General features: G+C 41.6%; 19 protein-coding genes and 1 other annotated feature. Of the genes, 14 read left to right on the forward strand and 5 right to left on the reverse strand.

From position 1 onward, the window contains the following. The first annotated feature begins 134 nt into the window (after positions 1-134). The 4 genes from hpf to M1D84_RS02680 all read left to right on the forward strand — a co-directional run bounded on the left by hpf (position 135) and on the right by M1D84_RS02680 (position 6,509). Positions 135-698, forward strand: a complete 564-nt coding sequence (hpf, locus tag M1D84_RS02665) for a ribosome hibernation-promoting factor, HPF/YfiA family (RefSeq protein ID WP_024423608.1) — start codon at positions 135-137, stop codon at positions 696-698. A 198-nt stretch (positions 699-896) separates the two neighbouring features. Continuing rightward, on the forward strand, positions 897-3,422 hold the full coding sequence (gene secA / locus M1D84_RS02670; protein WP_024423607.1) for a preprotein translocase subunit SecA: 2,526 nt from the start codon (positions 897-899) through the stop codon (positions 3,420-3,422). Between the two features lie 67 nt (positions 3,423-3,489). After that, a protein-coding gene (gene prfB / locus M1D84_RS02675) for a peptide chain release factor 2 (protein WP_098677688.1) occupies positions 3,490-4,591 on the forward strand; the annotation gives its coding sequence in 2 pieces (ribosomal slippage) (positions 3,490-3,561 and positions 3,563-4,591; 1,101 coding nt in all). 124 nt (positions 4,592-4,715) lie between these two features. Beyond that, positions 4,716-6,509, forward strand: a complete 1,794-nt coding sequence (locus M1D84_RS02680; protein ID WP_024423605.1) for a M3 family oligoendopeptidase — start codon at positions 4,716-4,718, stop codon at positions 6,507-6,509. Between the two features lie 216 nt (positions 6,510-6,725). On the opposite strand, the gene M1D84_RS02685 is transcribed toward M1D84_RS02680, so the two are convergent. Continuing rightward, a complete protein-coding gene (locus tag M1D84_RS02685) occupies positions 6,726-7,460 on the reverse strand; it encodes an alpha/beta family hydrolase (protein ID WP_458106397.1) in 735 nt (244 codons plus the stop codon). Positions 7,461-7,649: 189 nt separating this feature from the next. On the opposite strand from M1D84_RS02685, the gene M1D84_RS02690 reads away from it, so the two are divergent. The 5 genes from M1D84_RS02690 (at position 7,650) to M1D84_RS02710 (ending at position 12,202) form a co-directional block, all read left to right on the forward strand. Further along, complete coding sequence (locus tag M1D84_RS02690; protein ID WP_024423603.1) at positions 7,650-8,498, forward strand: YitT family protein; 849 nt, start codon at positions 7,650-7,652, stop codon at positions 8,496-8,498. 48 nt (positions 8,499-8,546) lie between these two features. After that, a complete protein-coding gene (cccB, locus tag M1D84_RS02695; protein ID WP_024423602.1) occupies positions 8,547-8,876 on the forward strand; it encodes a cytochrome c551 in 330 nt (109 codons plus the stop codon). A 383-nt stretch (positions 8,877-9,259) separates the two neighbouring features. Then, positions 9,260-9,946 carry a cell division ATP-binding protein FtsE gene (ftsE, locus tag M1D84_RS02700; RefSeq protein WP_024423601.1) on the forward strand — a complete coding sequence of 229 codons (687 nt, stop codon included), beginning with the start codon at positions 9,260-9,262 and terminating at the stop codon, positions 9,944-9,946. Continuing rightward, on the forward strand, positions 9,939-10,829 hold the full coding sequence (gene ftsX, locus M1D84_RS02705; RefSeq protein ID WP_024423600.1) for a permease-like cell division protein FtsX: 891 nt from the start codon (positions 9,939-9,941) through the stop codon (positions 10,827-10,829). The genes ftsE and ftsX overlap by 8 nt, the downstream gene beginning before the upstream one ends. Before the next feature lie 110 nt (positions 10,830-10,939). Then, a complete protein-coding gene (locus tag M1D84_RS02710; protein ID WP_024423599.1) occupies positions 10,940-12,202 on the forward strand; it encodes a murein hydrolase activator EnvC family protein in 1,263 nt (420 codons plus the stop codon). Positions 12,203-12,251: 49 nt separating this feature from the next. On the opposite strand, the gene M1D84_RS02715 is transcribed toward M1D84_RS02710, so the two are convergent. Beyond that, on the reverse strand, positions 12,252-12,992 hold the full coding sequence (locus M1D84_RS02715; RefSeq protein ID WP_024423598.1) for a sulfite exporter TauE/SafE family protein: 741 nt from the start codon (positions 12,990-12,992) through the stop codon (positions 12,252-12,254). A gap of 153 nt (positions 12,993-13,145) precedes the next feature. On the opposite strand from M1D84_RS02715, the gene ctpB reads away from it, so the two are divergent. From ctpB to M1D84_RS02730, 3 genes are all read left to right on the forward strand, one after another. Further along, complete coding sequence (ctpB, locus tag M1D84_RS02720; protein WP_044335916.1) at positions 13,146-14,594, forward strand: carboxy-terminal processing protease CtpB; 1,449 nt, start codon at positions 13,146-13,148, stop codon at positions 14,592-14,594. Between the two features lie 344 nt (positions 14,595-14,938). Continuing rightward, positions 14,939-15,292, forward strand: a complete 354-nt coding sequence (locus tag M1D84_RS02725; protein WP_007500014.1) for a swarming motility protein SwrAA — start codon at positions 14,939-14,941, stop codon at positions 15,290-15,292. 68 nt (positions 15,293-15,360) lie between these two features. After that, positions 15,361-16,548 carry a PDZ domain-containing protein gene (locus tag M1D84_RS02730; protein WP_024423596.1) on the forward strand — a complete coding sequence of 396 codons (1,188 nt, stop codon included), beginning with the start codon at positions 15,361-15,363 and terminating at the stop codon, positions 16,546-16,548. Positions 16,549-16,558: 10 nt separating this feature from the next. Here M1D84_RS02730 and M1D84_RS02735 read toward each other — a convergent pair whose 3' ends face one another. Next, on the reverse strand, positions 16,559-16,924 hold the full coding sequence (locus M1D84_RS02735; RefSeq protein WP_024423595.1) for a winged helix-turn-helix transcriptional regulator: 366 nt from the start codon (positions 16,922-16,924) through the stop codon (positions 16,559-16,561). A 227-nt stretch (positions 16,925-17,151) separates the two neighbouring features. Here M1D84_RS02735 and M1D84_RS02740 point away from each other — a divergent pair, with 227 nt between their 5' ends. Both M1D84_RS02740 and M1D84_RS02745 read left to right on the forward strand, forming a co-directional pair. After that, positions 17,152-17,826 carry an NAD(P)H-dependent oxidoreductase gene (locus M1D84_RS02740; RefSeq protein ID WP_458106398.1) on the forward strand — a complete coding sequence of 225 codons (675 nt, stop codon included), beginning with the start codon at positions 17,152-17,154 and terminating at the stop codon, positions 17,824-17,826. 89 nt (positions 17,827-17,915) lie between these two features. Next, positions 17,916-18,140: a binding site (T-box leader), on the forward strand. 75 nt (positions 18,141-18,215) lie between these two features. Further along, complete coding sequence (locus M1D84_RS02745; protein ID WP_024423593.1) at positions 18,216-19,565, forward strand: amino acid permease; 1,350 nt, start codon at positions 18,216-18,218, stop codon at positions 19,563-19,565. 45 nt (positions 19,566-19,610) lie between these two features. Here M1D84_RS02745 and M1D84_RS02750 read toward each other — a convergent pair whose 3' ends face one another. Both M1D84_RS02750 and M1D84_RS02755 read right to left on the reverse strand, forming a co-directional pair. Further along, a complete protein-coding gene (locus tag M1D84_RS02750; protein ID WP_103131673.1) occupies positions 19,611-20,603 on the reverse strand; it encodes a glycosyltransferase family 2 protein in 993 nt (330 codons plus the stop codon). Between the two features lie 31 nt (positions 20,604-20,634). After that, positions 20,635-22,749, reverse strand: coding sequence for an ArnT family glycosyltransferase (locus M1D84_RS02755; RefSeq protein ID WP_172880199.1), 2,115 nt, complete (start codon positions 22,747-22,749; stop codon positions 20,635-20,637). Between the last annotated feature and the right edge of the window lies 1 nt (position 22,750).

The raw sequence follows: 22,750 nt of genomic DNA on the forward strand, positions 1-22,750 counted from the left end.
CAACAGTTGAAGCACCGCAAAATTCGACAAATTTCAATAAATATTCACATTTTTTTTACGTTTGAGCAGGAGAAAAGGAGGGAAAAGTAGAAATAGGTTTACATATCCTTAATTTTAAAGGAGGCGTTCTTTACATGAATTACAATGTCAGAGGAGAAAACATCGACGTAACACCTGCACTAAGAGATCATGTCGAGAAAAAAATTGGAAAGCTGGAGCGTTATTTTGAGACAGATGTAGATGCTTCAGTCAACGTGAACTTGAAGTTTTACAACGATCAAGAATCTAAAGTTGAGGTTACCATTCCAATGACTGATCTAGCACTTCGAGCTGAGGTGCATAATGAGGATATGTACAATGCAGTAGACCTAGCAGCCAGTAAATTAGAACGTCAAATTAGAAAGCACAAAACAAAAGTAAACCGTAAATTCCGCGAGCAAGGTGCCAAAAAGCACTTATTTGCTGGAGGAAATGGTACGGCTGAAGTAGCAGTTCAAGATGACGAAGAGATTGATGAAACAGAAATCGTCAGACAAAAACGTTTCAACTTAAAGCCGATGGATAGTGAAGAGGCCATTCTCCAAATGAACATGTTAGGTCATAGTTTCTTCGTTTTCACAAATGCTGAGACAAATTTGACCAATGTGGTTTATCGCCGAAATGACGGTAAATATGGACTCATTGAGCCAAACGCTTAAATATCAGTTGATGCTGATTTAAAAACAACCTAAATAAAGTAAACCCGTTCCCTTCATTAGGGGCGGGTTTTTTGTGCGAAATTATGGCAAATTCTTTGGAAATGAAAGAAGGTATGGTATGATAAATGCAGGTAAATATGGACCTGTCAAACTTTTGGACATGCCGAAAAATTGCATGAAATAGAGGAGCGTTATTATATGCTTGGAATCTTAAACAAAGTGTTTGATCCTACGAAACGTACGATCAGCCGATATGAAAAAAAGGCAAATGAAATCGAAGCTCTCGCTCAAGATTTTGAAAAATTATCTGACGAGGCTTTACGAAATAAAACGATTGAATTTAAAGAAAAACTTGAAAAAGGACAATCCGTGGATGACCTGCTGGTTGAAGCATTTGCAACGGTTCGCGAGGCATCCCGCCGCGTAACAGGAATGTTCCCGTTTAAGGTGCAGCTCATGGGGGGCATCGCGCTTCACGAAGGTAACATCGCTGAAATGAAAACAGGTGAAGGTAAAACATTGACATCAACAATGCCTGTTTATTTAAATGCTCTTTCTGGAAAAGGCGTCCACATCGTGACAGTCAACGAATATTTGGCAAGCCGTGATGCGCAGGAAATGGGCAAAATTTTTGAGTTTCTTGGTTTAACAGTCGGCTTAAACTTAAACAGCTTAGACAAAGATGAAAAAAGAGAAGCGTACGCCGCTGATATCACGTATTCAACAAACAATGAACTCGGCTTTGACTATTTACGAGATAACATGGTGCTTTACAAAGAGCAAATGGTTCAGAGACCGCTTCATTATGCCGTGATCGATGAGGTTGACTCCATTTTAATTGATGAAGCGAGAACACCTCTTATTATTTCAGGACAAGCTGCGAAATCAACAAAGCTTTATGTACAAGCCAATGCATTTGTCCGCACATTAAAAATCGAAGATGATTTCACGTATGATATTAAAACAAAAAGTGTGCAGCTGACTGAAAGCGGAATGACGAAGGCGGAAAAAGCATTCGGCATTGAGAACCTGTTTGATGTCAAACATGTTGCGCTGAACCATCACATCGCTCAGGCACTGAAGGCACATGTTGCGATGCAAAAAGACGTGGATTATGTGGTAGAAGAAGGCCAAGTAGTCATCGTTGACTCCTTCACAGGACGTTTAATGAAAGGACGCCGTTATAGTGAAGGTCTGCATCAAGCCATCGAGGCAAAAGAAGGTCTTGAAGTGCAGAACGAAAGCATGACACTGGCAACAATTACGTTCCAGAACTACTTCCGTATGTATGAAAAATTATCTGGTATGACTGGTACAGCAAAAACGGAAGAAGAAGAATTCCGTAACATTTATAACATGCAGGTTGTGTCAATCCCGACCAACCAACCAGTGGTTCGTGATGACAGACCTGATTTAATTTACCGCACAATGGATGGTAAATTTAAAGCAGTGGCTGAGGATGTTGCGCAGCGCTATATGACAGGGCAGCCAGTTCTTGTCGGAACAGTAGCAGTTGAGACATCTGAGCTTATTTCTAAGCTGCTTAAAAATAAAGGCATTCCTCATCAAGTGTTAAACGCAAAAAACCATGAGCGTGAAGCACAAATTATTGAAGAGGCTGGTCAAAAAGGTGCTGTGACCATTGCAACAAACATGGCAGGACGTGGTACAGACATCAAGCTTGGCGAAGGTGTAAAAGAACTTGGAGGTCTGGCTGTTATCGGGACAGAGCGTCATGAATCCCGTCGTATTGATAACCAGCTTCGCGGACGTTCTGGACGTCAAGGAGACCCAGGGATTACCCAATTCTATCTCTCCATGGAAGATGAATTGATGCGCCGATTTGGTGCAGAGCGGACGATGGCGATGCTTGACCGCTTTGGCATGGATGACTCTACACCAATCCAAAGTAAAATGGTGTCTAAAGCCGTTGAATCATCTCAAAAACGTGTAGAGGGGAACAACTTTGATTCCCGTAAGCAGCTTCTGCAATATGACGATGTGCTTCGTCAACAGCGTGAAGTAATCTACAAACAGCGTTTTGAAGTCATCGATTCTGACAACTTAAAATCAATTGTCATCAATATGATCCAATCTTCAATTGAGCGTGCTGTGGGATCTTATACGCCAAAAGAAGAGCTGCCTGAAGAATGGAAACTAGATGGTCTTGTTGAATTAATCAACACGAACTATTTAGACGAAGGTGCCATTACGGTCAAAGATATCTTCGGTAAAGAAGCAGATGAAATCACAAGCTTCATCATGGATCGTATTAAAGAAAAATACGATGCAAAAGAAGAAACATTTGGCGAAGAACAAATGCGTGAATTTGAAAAAGTCATCGTTCTTCGTGCGGTGGATTCGAAGTGGATGGACCATATCGATGCAATGGATCAGCTGCGCCAAGGTATTCATTTACGTGCGTACGCACAAACGAATCCGCTTCGTGAATACCAAATGGAAGGATTTGCGATGTTTGAGCATATGGTTGCTTCAATTGAAGATGACGTGGCCAAGTATGTCTTGAAATCAGAAATCCAAAACAACCTAGAACGTGAAGAAGTGGTTCAAGGTCAAACAACGGCTCATCAGCCGCAAGAGGGCGATGAGGAGAAGACAGTGAAGAAGAAGCCGGTACGTAAAGTCGTAGACATTGGACGAAACTCCCCATGTCACTGCGGAAGCGGCAAGAAATATAAAAATTGTCATGGGAAGACAGAATAAGTAATGGAAAGAGGTGAAAACCTCTTTCTATTCATGTCAGCCCCCATACATCTATGAGGTGAAGGATATGGAATTAGTAGAAATTAGACAAGAGCTTGAAAATATGGCTAGCAGGCTAGCTGATTTTAGGGGGTCTCTTTGACTTAGAAACAAAAGAGGCCAAAATCGCAGAGCTTGAAGCGACGATGTCAGAGGCTGATTTTTGGAATGATCAGCAAAAAGCTCAAGGCGTTATCAATGAAGCCAATGCACTGAAGGATTCTGTGAATTCCTACCATGAGCTCAGTGAATCGCATGAAGAGCTGCAAATGACGCATGACTTATTAAAGGAAGATTATGACGAGGAGCTTCATGCAGAGCTTGAAAAAGAGCTGAAGAACTTAACGAAGCAGTTTAACGAATTTGAGCTGCAGCTTCTCTTAAGCGAACCTTATGATAAAAACAATGCCATTCTGGAGCTTCACCCAGGTGCAGGCGGAACTGAATCACAGGACTGGGGTTCTATGCTTCTGCGAATGTACACTCGCTGGGCAGAGCGCAGAGGCTTTAAGGTCGAAACGCTTGATTACCTTCCAGGTGATGAGGCAGGAATTAAGTCTGTGACTTTGCTCATCAAAGGGCATAACGCGTACGGTTACTTAAAAGCTGAAAAAGGTGTCCATCGTTTAGTTCGTATTTCTCCTTTTGATTCTTCTGGCCGCCGACATACATCCTTCGTTTCCTGTGATGTCATGCCGGAATTCAATGAAGAAATTGATATTGATATTCGGACAGAGGATATCAAGGTAGATACGTATCGTGCAAGCGGAGCAGGTGGCCAGCACGTGAATACGACGGACTCTGCCGTTCGTATCACACATATTCCAACGAATGTCGTCGTGACATGCCAAACAGAAAGATCACAAATTAAAAACAGAGAACGTGCGATGAAAATGCTGAAATCGAAACTTTATCAAAAACGGATCGAAGAACAGCAGGCAGAATTGGACGAAATCAGAGGAGAGCAGAAAGAAATTGGCTGGGGAAGCCAAATCCGCTCTTATGTATTCCACCCTTATTCTCTTGTGAAAGACCATCGAACCAATACGGAAATGGGAAATGTTCAAGCGGTGATGGATGGAGATTTAGATTCATTTATCGATGCGTACCTGCGTTCGAAATTATCATAAAAACTCGGCTTCTTGCCGGGTTTTTTTAATTGTGAGAAAATATAATGAATATAAAGGAATACATACGACATACTGATTCTATATCCTTTGTATGATGAAATTAGCAAATAAAGGGGGAAATATTTTGGGATTAACACCATTGCAAGAAACGTGGGATTTAGATGCCTTTTTTAAAGGAGGCAGTTCTTCACCAGAATTTAAGACATACCTGCAACATATTCAGCAGCTATTAGATGAATTACGACAAAAGGTGAATGCCTTTTCAAAAGAAGATACACACATTGAAAGCAAATTAACGTCTGTCCTTGACACGTATGAAACTACATATAAAAAATTATCTCAAGCAGGTTCATTTGTAACCTGCCTCCAAGCCCAAAATACGAAGGATATGAAAGCAGGCAGCCTTCGAGGTACGATTGCCAAGCTGGAAGCTGATTTAGGAACAATCCTTGCACTGTTTGATCAAGCGCTTGCTGCTATCCCAGCAAACAAGTGGGAAGAACTGATGAATTCAACAGCCTTTTCAGATGTCCGCTACATATTAAATGAGCGGAGAGACCGTGTGAAGGATCAATTACCTGTTGAACAAGAAACGCTGATTCAAAAGCTGGCTGTAGATGGGTACCATGCGTGGGATGAGCTTTATTCCAGCTTAGTGAATAAAATTACCATTCCGTTTGAACAGCATGGAGAAACACAGATGATCTCTGTAGGCCAAGCAGAAAATGCGATGGATGATTCAGATCGTGAAGTCAGAAAGGCCGTTTACCACAACCTAGAGCATGCGTGGACGCAGGATGAACATTTATTTGCTAGTACGCTCAATCACCTTGCTGGTTTTCGTTTGCAAGTGTATGAAGCAAGAGGCTGGGAGCACATTTTAAAAGAGCCGCTTGAAATTTGCCGTATGAAACAAGAAACCCTTGATGCGATGTGGTCTGTGATTGATGAACATAAGCAGCCATTCATTGATTATTTACACCGAAAAGCTGACATGCTTGGAGTGGATAAGCTGAGCTGGTTCGATGTTGGGGCTCCTATCGGCAGTGAGACCAAAATCTATCCTTATCAAGAAGCAGCTGCTTTTATTGTGAAACATTTCGCTGGATTTGGAGAAGAGCTCGCTGCTTTTACAGAAAAAGCCTTTAATGAACGCTGGGTAGAAGCTGAGGACCGTCCAAACAAACGGGTAGGCGGCTTTTGTACAAATTTCCCTGACAGCGGAGAATCACGTATTTTTATGACTTTCTCAGGAAGTCCATCCAATGTGGCGACACTAGCGCATGAACTTGGTCATTCGTTCCATCAGGAAGTGATGCAGGATGTTCGCATTCTGAATCGCAAATACGCAATGAATGTAGCTGAAACAGCGTCGACCTTTGCAGAAATGATTGTAGCTGATGCCTCTTTAAAAGAAGCGGCAAATGAAGAGGAGCGGCTCAGCCTGTTAGAGGATAAGCTGCAGCGCAGTGTAGCTTTCTTCATGAACATTCAATCTCGTTTCTTATTTGAACAGCGCTTTTATGAAGAGCGTAAAAAAGGAGAAGTGCCGGCTGATCGGTTGAATGAATTGATGGTCGAAGCACAGAAGGAAGCGTTCGGTGACTCATTAGATGAATACCATCCGCATTTCTGGGCGTCTAAGCTGCATTTTCATATCACGAATGTTCCATTTTATAATTTCCCATACACCTTTGGATACATGTTCTCGTTAGGAATTTATGCAAAAGCATTGCAGGCTGGTACATCGTTTGAGGAGAAATACATTGCATTATTAAAAGATACTGCTTCAATGACAGTAGAAGATTTAGCCAAAAAGCATCTAGGCGTTGACCTTACCCAAAAAGCATTTTGGGAAGAAGCCATTCGTTTGGCTGTAGCAGATGCTGAAGAATTTTTAGAAGTGACAAAAAAATAATAATGAAAAGCTCCCATTACGGGAGCTTTCAGACTGTTGACAAAGGGCTAAAATGATCTTTATTTTAGCTCTTTGTCTTCTTTTTTTCAGCGTGATAGAAAACCTTTGAAGTCTAGGAAGGACGAGCATTGGCGCGGAGCGAATCGAACATTCGTGAGCACCAACGCGCAGGACTGACAAAGAATGCGAGGGTTTGTCTACACGCTGAAGCTCCCATTACGGGAGCTTTTTTGCTGGCTTAAGCCAGTCAAGCATTGTCTGAATGAGATCATTTTGCTGCGACAGGGCTGGAATGTCCGCAGGGTGATCCCCTTTTTGTTTGCCATACATGCCAAATTGCGCATGATTCCCGCCTTTTATTTCATGATAAACGGTTTGAGACGGCAGATTTGCTTTCGATTTCTTGATTTTCTCTTGTGTTGCCAGCCCATCCTTTTCACCTGAAATAGAAAGGACTTTCAATGAAGATTGTTTCAGATCATCTGATGCTGGATAAGATGCTAGGAAAAAGAGTCCATCGAGCTTGCTCTGATTTTTTTCTGCAAACATAGCGGCAGCTGCCCCGCCAAGTGAATGTCCGCCAATATACCAGTGTTTGATTGTTTGGTGATCTTTGATGATGTCCTGCGCTTTGTTTGGATTGAAAATCGCAAAGGAAAATGGCATGTCAGGGATAAAGACAGAGTAGCCTTTTTTCATCAGCGTATCCCCGATATAGGCATACGCAAGTGGTTCCACCTTTGCCCCAGGATAGAGAATGATGCCAGTATCACTTTTTGGTGCTTTAAATGTATAAACATTGTTTTTATGTTCCACTTGCTCAATGTTCACCTGTTTTTTTAATGCTTCTGATGGTCCATATGTAAAGCGGCTCCATGTATAGAAAGCACCAAAAGCTAAGATGATCAGTGCAAGTAATGTCAAACCTGTTATCTTCAGTATTTTCTTCATCGCATGCCCCTTCTTTCTCAAGTACATATTAAATATACCATCATTTACTCCTATGCCAACCGGCAAGTGCGCTGATCCGTCTGTGTGATAAAGTATTAATCCATTAGCACTGCATTTGGCTGTTATTTACAATCGTTTTAAGAGGGCTTAAAATAGGTGTGCATTCAGAAGTAACGGAGGAAGAAAGACATGAAGCAGGAACATTCACAATTTTGGATCGAAGTGAAAAATTATTTGTTCATTTTAATCGGATCAGCCATCGTGGCGATTGGATTTAATACGTTATTATTACCGAATCAGATTGCAGCAGGCGGTGTGAGCGGCATTAGTACCATTATGCAGTCATTCGGCTTTGAAGCGGCTTATGTGCAATGGGGGCTCAATATTCCCCTGTTTATCGCTGGCTTTTATTTATTAGGCGGTACATTTGGAGTGAAAACACTCGTCGGCTCGATTTTTTTACCTTTCATGGTGTTTGTCACAAGACATATTGCACCTGTCACACATGAAGCACTGCTGGCGGCTATTTTTGGCGGTGTGGTCATTGGGATCGGAATAGGGCTCGTGTTCCTTGGAAATGGATCAACTGGTGGAACGGCACTCGCTGCCAAAATCATCAATAAGTACACAGGACTCACGCTAGGCACCTGTTTAGCGATGATGGATGGCTTGATTGTTCTGGCTGCGATGACGGTCTTTGGAATTGAAGAGGGGCTATACGCGGTCATTGGTGTGTTTATTTCTAGTAAAACGATTGATGTGGTACAGGCTGGCTTCAGTCATTCAAAAATGGCAATGATCATTACAGGGCATGAAGATGAGGTCAGACAGGCGGTTTTTGATCAAATTGACCGTGGTGTGACGAAGATCTCAGCAGTCGGAGGATATACCGATCATGACCGCCCAATTTTGATGTGTGTCGTTGGGCAGTCACAATTCACAAAGTTGAAACAAGTGGTGAAAGCAATCGATGCATCAGCATTTGTCATCGTGATGGATGCAAAAGAGGTGCTTGGTGAGGGTTTTAAAAGGGCATAAACAAGGATATAATAGCGTTGACCAAATGATTGTAAGGGAGGGAAATAGATGAAAAAAAGCGGATTAACGATGCTGTTTGCAGCGATGCTTCTTGTTCTCGCGGCTTGTGGAGGAAATTCAAGCAGCAGTGACAAAGAAGGCAGCAAAAGTGCATCATCTGTGAGCAGTGGTGAGGAGATCTATCAGCAAAACTGTATTGGCTGTCATGGGAAAGACCTATCTGGCGGAGGCGGACCAAGCCTGAAAGAAGTAGGGAAGAAATATAATGAAAGCCAGATCGCAGATATTGCGCAAAATGGTAAAGGCTCTATGCCAAGCGGTATGGTAGATGAGAAGCAAGCAAAAGAAGTAGCAAAATGGCTTGCAGAGAAAAAATAAAACCTTTGTCTAATCGACAAGGTTTTTTTGTTTTTTTATATGTAGAAAAAGACTTTTGGATAGTATGAAAACGCATTATATTAAATTTTATTTAAAAAATAAGGGTATAAAGGCATGTTTTTCGGTTTTGATTGTTCTATTTACCTTTTATTTATAAGTTTTGAAATATAAATGTAATACCATTGCGTCGATTCATGACGTATAATTGGAGTTGTTGAAATTTAGACGATTCAATTTTTTCATCTTTTTGGATGAAAAGGACATAAATTGTTAGTAAGTATCGAAGGGTATGTGCGTGACCATACATAACGTTTTTTGACGAGAAGTGTCAAAACATCATGATAAGCTGTTAGTCAGCGAATAAGAAAAGATTAGGTGATTACATGATTCAAATGAAGGAAGTCTACAAGATCTATCCTAATGGCGTAAAGGCGATCAATGGAATCAATGTCTCTATCCATCCAGGAGAGTTTGTGTATGTTGTTGGTCCAAGTGGTGCTGGTAAATCCACTTTCATCAAAATGATGTATCGTGAAGAGAAGCCAACCAAAGGGCAAATCTTAATTAATAACAAAGATTTAGGATCAATGAAGGAAAAAGAAATTCCTTACGTAAGAAGAGAAATTGGCGTAGTATTCCAAGATTTCAAGCTACTTCCAACTCTTACTGTGTTTGAGAACGTAGCATTTGCTCTTGAAGTGATTGGTGAACAGCCTCATATCATTAAGAAAAAAGTGCTTGATGTTCTCGATCTGGTTCAGCTAAAGCACAGAGCGCGTCAATTTCCTGACCAGCTGTCCGGCGGTGAACAGCAGCGTGTGTCTATTGCCCGCTCGATTGTCAATAGCCCTGAGGTCGTCATTGCAGATGAGCCGACAGGAAACCTTGATCCAGACACTTCCTGGGAAATCATGAAGACGCTCGAAGAGATTAATAACCGCGGAACAACAGTGGTTATGGCGACACACAACAAAGAAATTGTAAACACCATGAAGAAACGCGTCATCGCAATCGAAGATGGAATGATTGTGCGTGACGAAGCAAGAGGGGAGTACGGAATTTATGATTAAAACTCTCTCGCGGCATTTACGTGAGAGCTTCCGTTCACTTGGAAGAAACACGTGGATGACATTTGCATCAATTAGTGCGGTTACTGTCACATTGATTTTAGTTGGGGTTTTCCTTGTGATTATGCTCAACTTGAATAACATGGCATCGAACGCTGAAAAAGAAGTAGAAGTAAAAGTATTAATCGAATTAACGGCGAATCAAAAGCAGCAGGATGAATTAAAAGCAGAAATTGAAAAGATTCCTGAAATCAGTGATGTGAAGTACTCATCTAAGGATGACGAACTGAAAGCACTGATTAAAAGCTTTGGAGAAAATGGACAATCCATGGGACTTGTTGATCAAGAAAATCCATTAAACGATGCGTTTATTGTGAAAACAACAGATCCTCACGATACACCAAAAGTAGCGAAGAAATTAGAAAAACTAAAGGGTACATATAAAGTAACCTATGGAAAAGAAGAGGTCAGCCGACTCTTTAATGTAGTCGGAGTAGCGCGTAATGTCGGTATTGTGCTCATTATTGGGCTGTTATTTACAGCTATGTTCTTAATCTCCAATACGATCAAAATTACGATTTTTGCTAGACGTAAAGAAATTGAGATTATGAAGCTGGTAGGTGCAACGAACTGGTTTATCCGCTGGCCATTCTTCATTGAAGGATTATTGCTTGGTGTATTTGGCTCCATTATACCTATTGCTCTATTGCTTGGCACGTATCAATATGCAGTGGGCTGGGTCGCACCGAGAGTACAAGGCTCATTTATTTCAATGCTTCCATACAACCCGTTTGTCTATCAAGTATCACTGATCCTGCTAGTGATCGGTGCAATCATTGGGGTATGGGGAAGCTTAACGTCTATCCGTAAATTCTTAAAAGTATAAATATATTTTGATGGCAGCATTCGAGATTTCTATAGAAGATGTGACCGGTTGATCCGATTCATCCGGTCGGCTCTTCATGTCGACAGTTGTCATGGGAGGGGAATATCGTTTTGAAAAGAAAGCTGATGATGGCTGGAATGGCAGCGTTTATTGGAACAACGTGGCTATACATTCCAGGGAACGAGAATCGTGCATTCGCATACGAAGACCTAGATCAAAAACGTCAACAAATCGAAGAGAAAACATCGAAGACTGAATCAAGCTTGAAGAAGAAGAAATCAGAGCTGGCAAAGCTTGAAAAGAAAGAATCAAAGCTCAAGAAAGAAATTGAACAAATTGACCAAAAGGTAAGTACTGCAACTGAAAAAGTCGCTGAAAAAGAGAAAGAAGTTAAAAAAACGAAGCAAGAGATCAAGAAGCTAAAAAAAGACATTCAAGTCATCAATGAGCGAATTGAAAAAAGAAAAGCCATTTTCAAAGACCGAATTCGTTCAATGCAAAAAAGCGGCGGTACGATCAACTATTTAGATGTGCTGCTAGGTGCTCGCAGCTTTAGTGATTTTGTCGGTCGTGTTGGGGCTGTCACAACGATTGTCGAAGCAGACAAAGACATGATTACAGAACATGAAAATGATTTAAAGCTGGTGGAGCAAAAAGAAGCAGAGCTAAATAATCAGCTAAGCGGACTTGAAACATCTTTGAAAGAGCTAGAAGCACTGAAAAAAGATTTATCTAAGAAGCACAAAGAAAAAGAACACATTTTAGGTGATGTGACAGATAAAAAAAATCATGCACATGATGAACTAGGCAAGCTTGAGAATGAACAAGAAATCCTAGCGAATCAAAAAGCGGCAGTGAAATCTGAGGAAGCACACCGACAAAAGGAAGAAGCGAAGAAAGCAAAACAAGCAGCTGAAAAAAATGCACCTGCACCTCACAGCGGCGGCTCAGATCAAGTATCTGATACACCAGCAAGCAGCTCAGGCTTTATTAAACCAGCTGCTGGCCGATTCTCATCTGGTTTTGGCGGGCGTTCTGGCGGAAACCACTTCGGATTAGATATTGCAGCAAAGGGCACAGTTCCTGTCTATGCAGCAGCATCTGGAACCGTCACAAACTCAAGCTACTCATCGAGCTATGGAAATGTTGTGTTCATTACGCACAATATCAATGGACAGACATATCAAACTGTATACGCCCACCTGTCTACAAGAAGTGTGTCAACAGGACAGAGAGTTGAACAAGGACAATTCCTTGGCTATATGGGAAATACTGGCCAATCGCATGGTCAGCATCTTCATTTTGAAATTCATAAAGGATTATGGAATGGCGCAAAATCAAATGCAGTCAATCCAGCGCAATATATCCGCTAATCAAAAAGCCGATAACATGATGTTATCGGCTTTTTTGGTCTAGATAGAATTAAAACAGCAGCAGTAATCCGGCAATAATAGGTGTTAACAGAACAGCTGATTTCAATAAGAGCTTCGGTGCAAGGCGTGTAAATTTCGCGCCGATAAATGCGCCTAATACGGTTCCAATTAATATTTGAATCAGCAAGATAAAATCAACATAACCCTCTGAAATATATCCAATTCCACCGCCGATGGAAATCGGAATAATGACAAGCATGGTCGTGCCAACGGCTTGCCTAATCGACAGCTTAAGTAAAATCAAAAGCCCTACTTGAATGAATGGTGCAGACCCGATACCAAACATGCCTGACAGCATCCCAGATACAAGGCCTAAAATAATGCCTCTTGTCATCAGCTGACGTGAAGAAAGCGGCTGCTGTTCAGCCTCTTCATTAAGAACAAATAGTTTGATCATCATAAAAACAGCGGATAAAAAAAGCATTCCTGCTGTTAAATAGTGCAGACTTTCTTCTGGAATAAAAGGAGCAACCTTAGCCCCAGCAAAAGAAGCGATACAAGCAAGAGCCCCGACAATCAAACCAGATTTCAGCTGAATGTTCCCTTCTCGGTAGTGGCTGTATGCACCTGATAGTGTCGTAAATGCCATAGCGGCTAATGACGTCCCAAGTGCGGTATGGATAGGGATATCAAAAATTAATGTAAGCAATGCGATGACAAATCCCGCCCCGCCTGCTCCTACAAAACCTAATAAAATTCCTAATAAAAGCATCGTCAAGATAATATACATAGCGAAGACTCCTTCTCAATCATAACAAAATAAAAATTACACCTAATAAAATGATTCGTCAAGCCTTCACGGGAGAATGTCTTTACATGAAATCCCTTCTTCTGGCATATAATAACTCAGGTCATCAGGAAGAGTTGAAGAAGGAGGCCAAATATGAAAAAACAAATCGCATCTATTATGGCAAGTGTCGTTCTCTTAATAAGTGCAGGTGTGATGACGCATAAAGAGGGAACTCATGCGGAGTCACCGCAAGCAGCCGCTGCAATGGCTGGACAAGCTCAATCAAGTGATAAGGCGAAAGAGAATGGGATGGAAAAGATCGAGAAAGCCTATGACCTTATTTTAAATGAATATGTAGAGGAAGTGGATCGGCAAAAGCTGCTTGAAGGCGCGATCCAAGGAATGCTTTCGACGTTAAACGATCCGTATTCAGTATACATGGACAAGCAGACCGCAAAGCAATTTTCTGATTCGCTTGATTCTTCCTTTGAGGGAATTGGGGCAGAAGTGGGGATGGATGAAGGAAAGATCATTATCGTCTCCGCCTTTAAAAAATCCCCTGCGGCAAAAGCAGGTCTAAAGCCAAAAGATGAGGTCATCAGCATTGACGGTGAGCCGATGAAAGAAAAAAGCTTAAACGATGCTGTACTGAAAATAAGAGGAAAAAAAGGTACGTCTGTCGCCTTAACAATCAAACGAAACGGGATTGAAAAAGAGCTGACGTTCCATATCAAACGAGAAGAAATCCCGCTTGAAACAGTGACTTCCTCTGTAAAAGAGGTCAATGGTCATAAAACAGGCTATATTGCGATTTCCAGCTTCTCTGAAGATACGGCGAAGGATTTCACGTCAAGCCTGAAACAGCTCGAGAAAAAGGGCATAGAAGGTCTTGTACTGGATGTGAGAGGAAACCCTGGCGGCTATCTGCAAAGTGTGGAAGATATTTTGAAGCATTTTATTACGAAGGATCAGCCCTATATTCAAATCGCAGAACGGAATGGCGACCGGAAACGATATTTTTCAAAACTAAAAGAACAAAAGCCTTACCCAGTCAACGTCTTAATTGATAAAGGCAGTGCTTCCGCTTCGGAAATACTTGCTGGAGCCATGAAAGAAGCTGGAAAGTATGAAGTTGTCGGTGATGTCTCCTTTGGAAAAGGAACTGTGCAGCAGGCGGTTCCGATGGGAGATGGAAGTAATATTAAATTAACGCTGTATAAATGGCTCACGCCAAAAGGCAATTGGATTCACAAAAAAGGCGTCGTACCGACAATTGCGATTCATCAGCCGGATTACTTTACCGCAGGTCCGCTTCAGCTGAAAGAACCCCTTCAGCTTGATATGAACAATGAAGAAGTGAGACAAGCGCAGACGCTGTTAAAGGGATTGTCATTTGACCCTGGCAGAGTAGATGGATACTTTGATGAAGAAACGAAAAAGGCCGTACTTGCCTTCCAAAGCACATACAATCTCGATAAATCAGGTGTCATTGATTTAAAAACAGCAGAAATGATGAACAAAATGGTGGATGAAGTGAAATCATACGAAAAAAATGACCTTCAATTACAGACTGCACTAAAAGCACTATATCTTAAAAAATAAAGAGGCGAATAATAGCCTCTTTTTTTTGGTTCATAAGTGTCATGAACATGTAATAATTTATGATTAAAAATAAATTATATCGAGAAATATATTCATTTATTTTACAAAAAACATAACATTCCTTCAATTTTACCCGATAACATATGTATATAAGAGACTTTCTGTTGATTTAAACATGTCATGAAAATGAAACTTTTGAAAGTTGTATGTTACATAAATAATTCTTACAATAAAAAGTAGCACTCATTTTAAATATTTTATTTTTTGCGGATATTCAGCTTGAGCATTAAGCTGTACCGAGGTTTGCGCTTTTCTTAAAAGAACTAGTAAATGGGGGTACACAATTGAAAAGGGCAAGTATTGTGAGAGAGAAAAAATATTACGAGTTGGTAGAGGAACTTAAGAGTCGTACGAAAGATGTGACGTTTTCCGCTACAAAGGCATTAAGTCTGCTCATGCTGTTAAGCAGGTACTTGGTCAATTACACAACGGTAGAATCAGTCGATGAAATCGATGAAGACTGTGCTGAGATATACTTCAATTATTTAATGGATAATCATAAGAGACTTGGTATAAACTTAACCGACATCAAGAGGTCGATGCAGCTGCTCGGCGGCATACTAGATGTAGATGTCAATCACTACTTAAAAGATTTTTCACTGTCGAATGTCACACTTTGGATGAATCAGGAGAAATAAACCTGATGTCAAGCATCGATTTATTTGATAGAATAAGAGAAAATGCTTGACTTGGGCGGTGAACGATAATGAGCTCGGAGTGGATGGGAGCCGGATTAAAAGCGGTCGGTCTGTTTTTAATCCATCCTCTTTTTTATTTCATGATATTAATCAGCCTATTGCATGGCTACATCCGCGTAAAGCGGGAGAGAAAAGCGTTTCAAACAAGAATAGAAGATGTATACGATGAACTTAAATTTACATATTCAAAGGGATGGATTCTAGGGATTTGCCTATCCGTTATTTCAGTAGGCTTAGGGATTGCCCTCCCCCCTGGATTCATCGTGCTGATTGCAGCGATGACCATCGTTTTCTCTTTATTCTTTAAGGCGAGTGCGCTTTCGTCTGCATACACACTCGGTTTCAGTTTTATTGCGGCACTTGGACTGATGCATTTCCAAGTGAGTCATTCTTGGCTGCCGCAGCTCTCAATGATGAATGCATCAGCCGTTGTCATTCTGCTAGGACTTCTATTAATGACCGAGGGAATTCTAGCCTATCGAACGGCGCATTTACGTACATCGCCTGCTATGGTGATGAGTGCGAGAGGACTTTTAATTGGTCAGCAGCGGGCAAACCGTCTGTGGCTTTTACCGCTTGTTTTGCTAATGCCGGCAGGTGAATTCACTTCTTCTCTGCCATGGTGGCCGGTGCTTCAAGTGCATGATCAAAGCTTTTCATTTATTTTGATTCCATATATCATCGGATTCGGTCAGAGAATTCAAGGCTCACTGCCAATTGTTAGTATTCAAATTACAGCGCGGCGTATTCTCATGCTCGGACTCGCTGTCGCCTTATTAGGTGCTGCAAGTATTTGGTTTGAACCGATTGCTTGGGGAGCTGTATTGATTGCGGTGATAGGAAGAGCCTTTCTCTCATGGAAGCAGAGGGTCAATGACAATGCTGCCCCGTTCTACTTCTCTAAGCGTAATCAAGGGCTGATGGTGCTGGGGATTATTCCAAATACACCAGCGGCTGATTTAAAGCTTGAGATCGGAGAAGTCATCACAAAAGTGAATGGAATTGAAGTCAAAACCGTTTCGGAATTTTATGAAGCCCTTCAAACCAATCGTGCTCTAACAAAGCTCGAGATCATTGGCTTAAATGGTCAGACAAGATTTGAGAAACGTGCTTCTTACGAAGGGGAGCATCATCAGCTTGGCATCCTGTTTGTGAAGGATGATCCACAGCAAAAACCAACGGCAATTTCATCTTAAAAAAAAGCTGCTAGAGATGGCAGCTTTTTTCTTTTGGGCGCGCTTCTTTCCCGTAGGATTCGCCCCATTCACGCATGGCGAAGATGATAGGCTTTAATGTATTTCCGAGAGAAGTGAGGGAATATTCGACACGAGGGGGGACCTCCTCATAGACTTCTCTATGGACAACGCCGTCTTGTTCAAGCTCACGCAATTGCAGTGTGAGGACACGCTGAGAAATTCTTGGCAGCAGCCGGCGCAATTCATTGTAGCGTTTTGGTCCGCAAGTCAAATGATAAAGGATCACTCCTTTCCATTTCCCTCCTATGACACTTGTCGTCACTGAAACGGGACAGCCATGATTGACAATACTGACTGGGTTGGATGGTGCACTCATCTTAACACGCCTTTCTTAGACAAATTTGGTGATATACGAACAAGATGGTAACTAACGAACAAAAATGTGCGTACTTGAATCACTCGAAGCTTTTCTTATACCATAGAGATATCACATCACACATTCGGGCTGTTGTTTTTTTATCATAACAATTTCTATATGGAAATGGAAAGAAATTGGATTGATGAAACTAACGCCCTAATTGGTTAATAGAAAGGATGAATACAATGCGAGACAAAGAGCAATTAAAAAAAGAAATCATTGAGGCGTATGAGTTCCGCCATGCGACAAAAGAGTTTGATCCAACGAAAAAAATACCAGAGGATGATTTTGCATTTATTTTAGAAACAGGAAGACTTTCCCCAAGCTCTGTAGGGTTTGAGCCTTGGAAGTTCCTCGTTGTTCAAAATGAAGCATTTAGAGAAAAATTAAAAGAGTATACATGGGGAGCGCAAAAGCAGCTTCCTACTGCCAGCCATTTTGTGATCATCTTGGCAAGAACAGACGCCCGTTATGATTCAGCATATGCAGAATATATCAACAAGCAAATCAAAGGAATGTCAGACGAAACGTTCGAGATGGTGAAGGGACGCTACCAAGAATTCCAAGAGAATGATCTTCATTTGTTAGAAAATGAACGCACGCTCTTTGATTGGGCTTCAAAACAAACGTATATTGCTCTTGGAAACATGATGACAGCCGCTGCACAAATTGGCATTGATTCATGCTCGGTCGAGGGATTCAGCTACGATGAGATTCATCGCATTCTAGATGAAGAAGGGCTGCTTGAGGATGGTCAGTATGATATTTCTGTCATGGCAGCCTTTGGTTATCGTGTGACTGAGCCGAAGCGCGGCAAAACGCGCCGTCCGATGGATGAAGTCGCTGTTTGGATTCGTTAAAAGAGAATGTCTGAAAAAGGATGTTGACAATTGCGTGGTTAGTCAGTATATTTAAAAAATAAAATCTTTGATGAATATACAAATTGACTATAAACGCTTTGACTTGAGAATAGTAGATGAACATCCGTTTTTTTAGAGAGCTGCGGGGTGGTGCAACGCAGTAAAACGAATCATTGAACTCGCTCAAAGAGCGGTAAGACTGAATGAATAGTAAGTCTTTACGTGTGACCTCCGTTAACGGGTTTTAAGTTGGATTTAGCTATGGCTGAATCAATTAGAGTGGTAACGCGGTTGCAAGGTCAGTCGTCTCTTCAAGGAGATGACTGGCCTTTTTATATGCTTTTATCCTATATTTGTCTGAAGATTCAAATTTAAAGGAGCTATAGAAAATGGAAAAGGAACATGTGCAGTTAAAACGAACAATGACGTCAAGGCATATTATGATGCTCGCACTTGGCGGAGCAATTGGTGCTGGTCTGTTTAAAGGAAGCAGCTCTGCTATTGATATCGCAGGTCCTGCTGTCATTTTGGCATATATGATTGGTGGTCTTATTTTATTATTTATTATGCAAGGACTTGCCGAAATGACGGTTGCACGACCTGGCGCAAGAACATTCCGTGATTTAATTGAACCGGTGTTAGGCAAATATCCGGCTTATTTCTTAGACTGGATATACTGGAAAATGTGGGTGCTGAACATTGCAGCAGAAGCAATCGTATCTGCAATCTTTATTCAGTACTGGTTCCCACAAGTGCCGATTTGGATACTTGTGTTAATCATTTCACTTGTTGTGACATTGATCAATGTTTGTTCTGTTAAAATGTTTGCTGAGACGGAGTACTGGTTAGCTTCTATTAAAATTGCTGTCATTCTTTTATTTATTATCATTGGGTTAACCATGTTGTTTGTCTCATTTGGTCAGCATGCAGCACCGGGATTATCCAACTTAACCGACCACGGAGGATTTTTCCCGAATGGAACAGGCGGCTTAATTGCGGCCATGCTTGTTGTGGTGTATTCATATGGCGGGACTGAAATGATCGGGGTCACATTAGCAGAAACAAAAAACCCTGAAAAAGTCATCCCAAAGGCCATCCAAAGTACATTTGTACGAATCATCGGCTTCTATGTACTGCCGTTCTTCATCATCGTCAGCTTGATTCCTTGGAATCAAGTAAACAATGAGCAAGTGAGTCCATTCGTCACCGTGTTTGCAACGATTGGCGTGCCATATGCAAGTGACATAATGAACGGTATCATTTTACTAGCGATCTTGTCTTCTATGAACTCTGGGCTGTACGCATCCTCAAGGGTACTTTATACGCAAGCGATGGATGGGCGTGTATGGAAGGGCTTCTCAAAGCTATCAAAACAGCAGGTGCCTGTTAGAGCGATCCTAGTGTGTACATCTACATTGTATGCCGCTGTATTGATTTCTCTTTTTGTAGGAAGTCAAACCTTTAATTATTTAATGGGATCTTTAAGCTATACGGTCTTATTCATCTGGTTTATTATTGCTGTCGGGCATTTAAAATCTCGAAGTGTAACAGAACCAGGAGGATATCGCGTGAAGCTGTATCCTTTCACAACATGGTTTTCTGTGATTGCGATCATTGCCATTTTCATCGGCGTTGTGTCAACAACTCCAATTGTCCAAACGATGGTCACGATGGGCATTTATTTGATAATTACTCTTTCTTTCTTCATCAACAAAAAGCGGTTTGACACAGCCGCTTAATACAAAAAGCGTGCGGGACCTTTAAAGAGGTCTCACACGCTTTTTTTAATGCTGTTTGTATTGCTTGAAATGAACAGGGGGTTGAACAGGATGTGGCTTTGACTGAAGCCCGTAACTCTCTCTTACGATGTAAAGTGGTCGATCTTTTGCCTCGTCGTAGATTCGGCCGATGTATTCCCCAATCATTCCCAGCATAAAGAGGATGATGCCGCTAAAGAACAGCTGTATGACAATTAATGAACTCCATCCTGTAATGGTGCTGTTTGTAAAAAGCTTTAAGTAAAGTACAAGAAACATTGAAATGAATCCGATAGCGGAAAGGGCAATTCCTGCTATACTCGCTAGCTTCAAAGGTTTATAGGAAAAGGAAGTGATTCCATCCATCGAGAGCTTGAGCATCTTTTTGAGCGGGTATTTTGTTTCTCCTGCTAGACGTTCATCTCGAACGTACTCTACTGCAATTTGTTTGAAACCTACCCAGCTGACTAGGCCGCGAACAAATGGATTTTTTTCTCGTATTTTTCTCATTTCATGGCACACTCTACGATCCATTAACCTGAAGTCACCGGTGTCGATTGGGATATCTACTTCGGTGATTTGACGTAAAACGCGATAGAAAAGGGAAGCGGTTTGCTTTTTGAAAAAAGTTTCGCCTTTTCGTTTGGTGCGCACGGCGTATACGACTTCATAGCCTTCTTTCCATTTTGCGATCATCTCTAATATCAATTCAGGCGGATCTTGTAGGTCTGCATCTATCACGATGACCGCTTCTCCCTTTGCATAATCCATCCCAGCTGTAATGGCAATTTGGTGTCCGAAGTTACGTGAGAAATCAATGAGTCTTACATTCGGATCGTTTTGGGAATACCCTTTAATTAGTTCAGCTGTTCGATCCATACTACCGTCATTGACGAAGAGAAGCTCGTATGCTTCTCCCGTCGAATCCATGACTGTTTTCAGTCGCTGATAGGATTCATGGATCACAAGCTCTTCATTATAGACTGGGACTACAATAGAATATCGTATGTTGTTTTCCATCAGTCATCCTTCCTCCCTTTTAATAGATGAATTAATCAACGGATAGTTCATAAAGAGTGCCGCTCTCCATTCCGCCCATTCTTCCATTTGACCGATCATTTTGTTCTGATTGTTGGCTGTCTGTTTGCTGGTTCGTTTTGGATGTAGAGCTGTTCTGCCATTTAGAAGCAGATACTTCTTTGCCATTTTTTTGAATCCAAGTGAGAATGTCAGAGCTGCCGCCTCTCATACCAGAAAGATAGAAGTACTTGATTTTGCCGTCTTTGACGAGCTGTTTGAATTCACTAAGCGTGAGAATGTTATCAGATCCACTAAATCCACCTAATGCCATAACAGCTTTTCCTGTTTTAATAATGTAAGGTGAAGCAGTGGTTGCATCTGTTGTCCCGAATAGGAATTCTTCTCCCGTATTGTTTTTCTCAAGATAGCTGATCAGCTTTTCATTGACTTGTGAACTCATGCTGCCACTTGAAGTTGCAAGCTGAGGACCAGCCTCTGGAAGCATACTGTTTCCCCCATAAAGAAGAGGTGTGCTTGCCCAGTATAGTGGTGCAATCAGCATGCCAAGGATGGCGATGAGAGACACGAATTGTTTTAGTTTTTCTTTTCTTTTTACCAAAAGCAGAGAAAGGATTGTTCCAACACCAATGATACCGACTGCAATGCTTAGTCCAAGACCGATCGTGCTTGTAAAAGTGGATAGAATAAAGATTTCAAATGCGGTTGTGACGAATATCGCAAATGGAAGCAGCCATTTTTTAAAGCCAGTTCCTGTTTGAAATAATTGTGTCATAGAAACCCATCCGGCTCCTGCTAATACAGCAATTGGCGGTGCCAGCATGATCAAATAATAGTGATGGAAAAATCCTGCTACACTGAAAAATGCAGCAACAGGTATAAGCCAAGCTAACCAAAATAGTGTTTCTTTTTGTTTTGTATTGAGACGTCTTCTTTCAAAGGCTGTTGAGAAGAAGATACCAATCGCACCGAATATCGCAAATGGAAGCAGCCAGCTGATTTGATCGGACAGTTCAGATTGGAACAGACGTAACGGTCCTTTGGTTCCTGTACCAAACATGCCGGAGCCATTTCCCATTTTTCCGCCCCCGCCATTTGGCGGTCCATCACCATTACCGCCTGAAGGCATATCAGGTGGTGTTGTGCCGTTTGCATTGCTTGGTGGTCCTTGCATTGAAGGCTGTTCCTGACTGGATGATTGGTTTGAATTGTCTGAGTTGTTTTGATTTCCATGAGATGGCGGCTGAGGCATGGTGGATGAATCATTGTCATTTTGCTGATCACCCTGCTGTGAAGGCGGCTGTCCCTCACCCTGATTTGTGCCGCCTCCCCCGCCAGACTGTTGACCAGTCAACCGCTGAAGACCGTTGTAACCAAAGGCTAATTCTAGTGCTGAGTTCGATTGACTAGATCCCATATAAGGACGATTGTCTTTGGAAGTGAGATCAACCGCTATAGACCAAGAAACAGATACACCTAAAAGAACAATCATTGAAATCATCAGTGATAACAATTTTTTCTTCCATGTCGTTCGGTAGGCAATGATGTAAAAAAGAATGAGTGCTGGTACGATCATATAGGCTTGCAGCATTTTTGTATTAAAGCCGACGCCAATCATCGCAAACGAAGCAATCGCCCAAAGCACCTTTTGCTGTTTTACAGCCTTGAACATCATTCCTGTTGCTAGTAAAAGTATAAAGACAAGTAAGCTGTCAATATTATTTGTGCGAGATACAGCAACCGCAATAGGTGTACACGCCATGATAAGTGCCGCTAATCTCGCCGCTGCTTGACCAAAAGTTGGTTTGACAAGACGGTAGATTAGATAAACAGATCCAATGCCTGCTAAAGCTTGAGGCAAGATGACGCTCCATCCATGCAGACCAAAAATTTTGGCACTGATCGTTTGCAGCCAGAAGGTGAGCGGGGGTTTATCCACCGTGACATATCCTGCTGGATCAAATGAAGCAAAGAAGAAATTATGCCAGCTTTGCATCATACTTGTGACCGCCGCAGTATAATACGCATTCACCGTGTCATCTTCCCAAATGTTATAAATGTTTAAGATGGCAGATAAGATCAATATGAAAAATAAATAAATATCAAATTTCTGAAAACGTCTGATCAAA

The organism is Bacillus sp. PK5-006 (assembly GCF_054161415.1).

Coding starts and splice junctions, on each gene's coding strand:
- hpf (WP_024423608.1), top strand. CDS start 135: ATGAATTACAATGTCAGAGGAGAAAACATCGACGTAACACCTGCACTA.
- secA (WP_024423607.1), top strand. CDS start 897: ATGCTTGGAATCTTAAACAAAGTGTTTGATCCTACGAAACGTACGATC.
- M1D84_RS02685 (WP_458106397.1), bottom strand. CDS start 7,460: ATGAAGAAAATACTGAAGATAACAGGTTTGACATTACTTGCACTGATC.
- M1D84_RS02690 (WP_024423603.1), top strand. CDS start 7,650: ATGAAGCAGGAACATTCACAATTTTGGATCGAAGTGAAAAATTATTTG.
- cccB (WP_024423602.1), top strand. CDS start 8,547: ATGAAAAAAAGCGGATTAACGATGCTGTTTGCAGCGATGCTTCTTGTT.
- ftsE (WP_024423601.1), top strand. CDS start 9,260: ATGATTCAAATGAAGGAAGTCTACAAGATCTATCCTAATGGCGTAAAG.
- ftsX (WP_024423600.1), top strand. CDS start 9,939: ATGATTAAAACTCTCTCGCGGCATTTACGTGAGAGCTTCCGTTCACTT.
- M1D84_RS02715 (WP_024423598.1), bottom strand. CDS start 12,992: ATGTATATTATCTTGACGATGCTTTTATTAGGAATTTTATTAGGTTTT.
- ctpB (WP_044335916.1), top strand. CDS start 13,146: ATGAAAAAACAAATCGCATCTATTATGGCAAGTGTCGTTCTCTTAATA.
- M1D84_RS02730 (WP_024423596.1), top strand. CDS start 15,361: ATGAGCTCGGAGTGGATGGGAGCCGGATTAAAAGCGGTCGGTCTGTTT.
- M1D84_RS02735 (WP_024423595.1), bottom strand. CDS start 16,924: ATGAGTGCACCATCCAACCCAGTCAGTATTGTCAATCATGGCTGTCCC.
- M1D84_RS02740 (WP_458106398.1), top strand. CDS start 17,152: ATGCGAGACAAAGAGCAATTAAAAAAAGAAATCATTGAGGCGTATGAG.
- M1D84_RS02745 (WP_024423593.1), top strand. CDS start 18,216: ATGGAAAAGGAACATGTGCAGTTAAAACGAACAATGACGTCAAGGCAT.
- M1D84_RS02750 (WP_103131673.1), bottom strand. CDS start 20,603: ATGGAAAACAACATACGATATTCTATTGTAGTCCCAGTCTATAATGAA.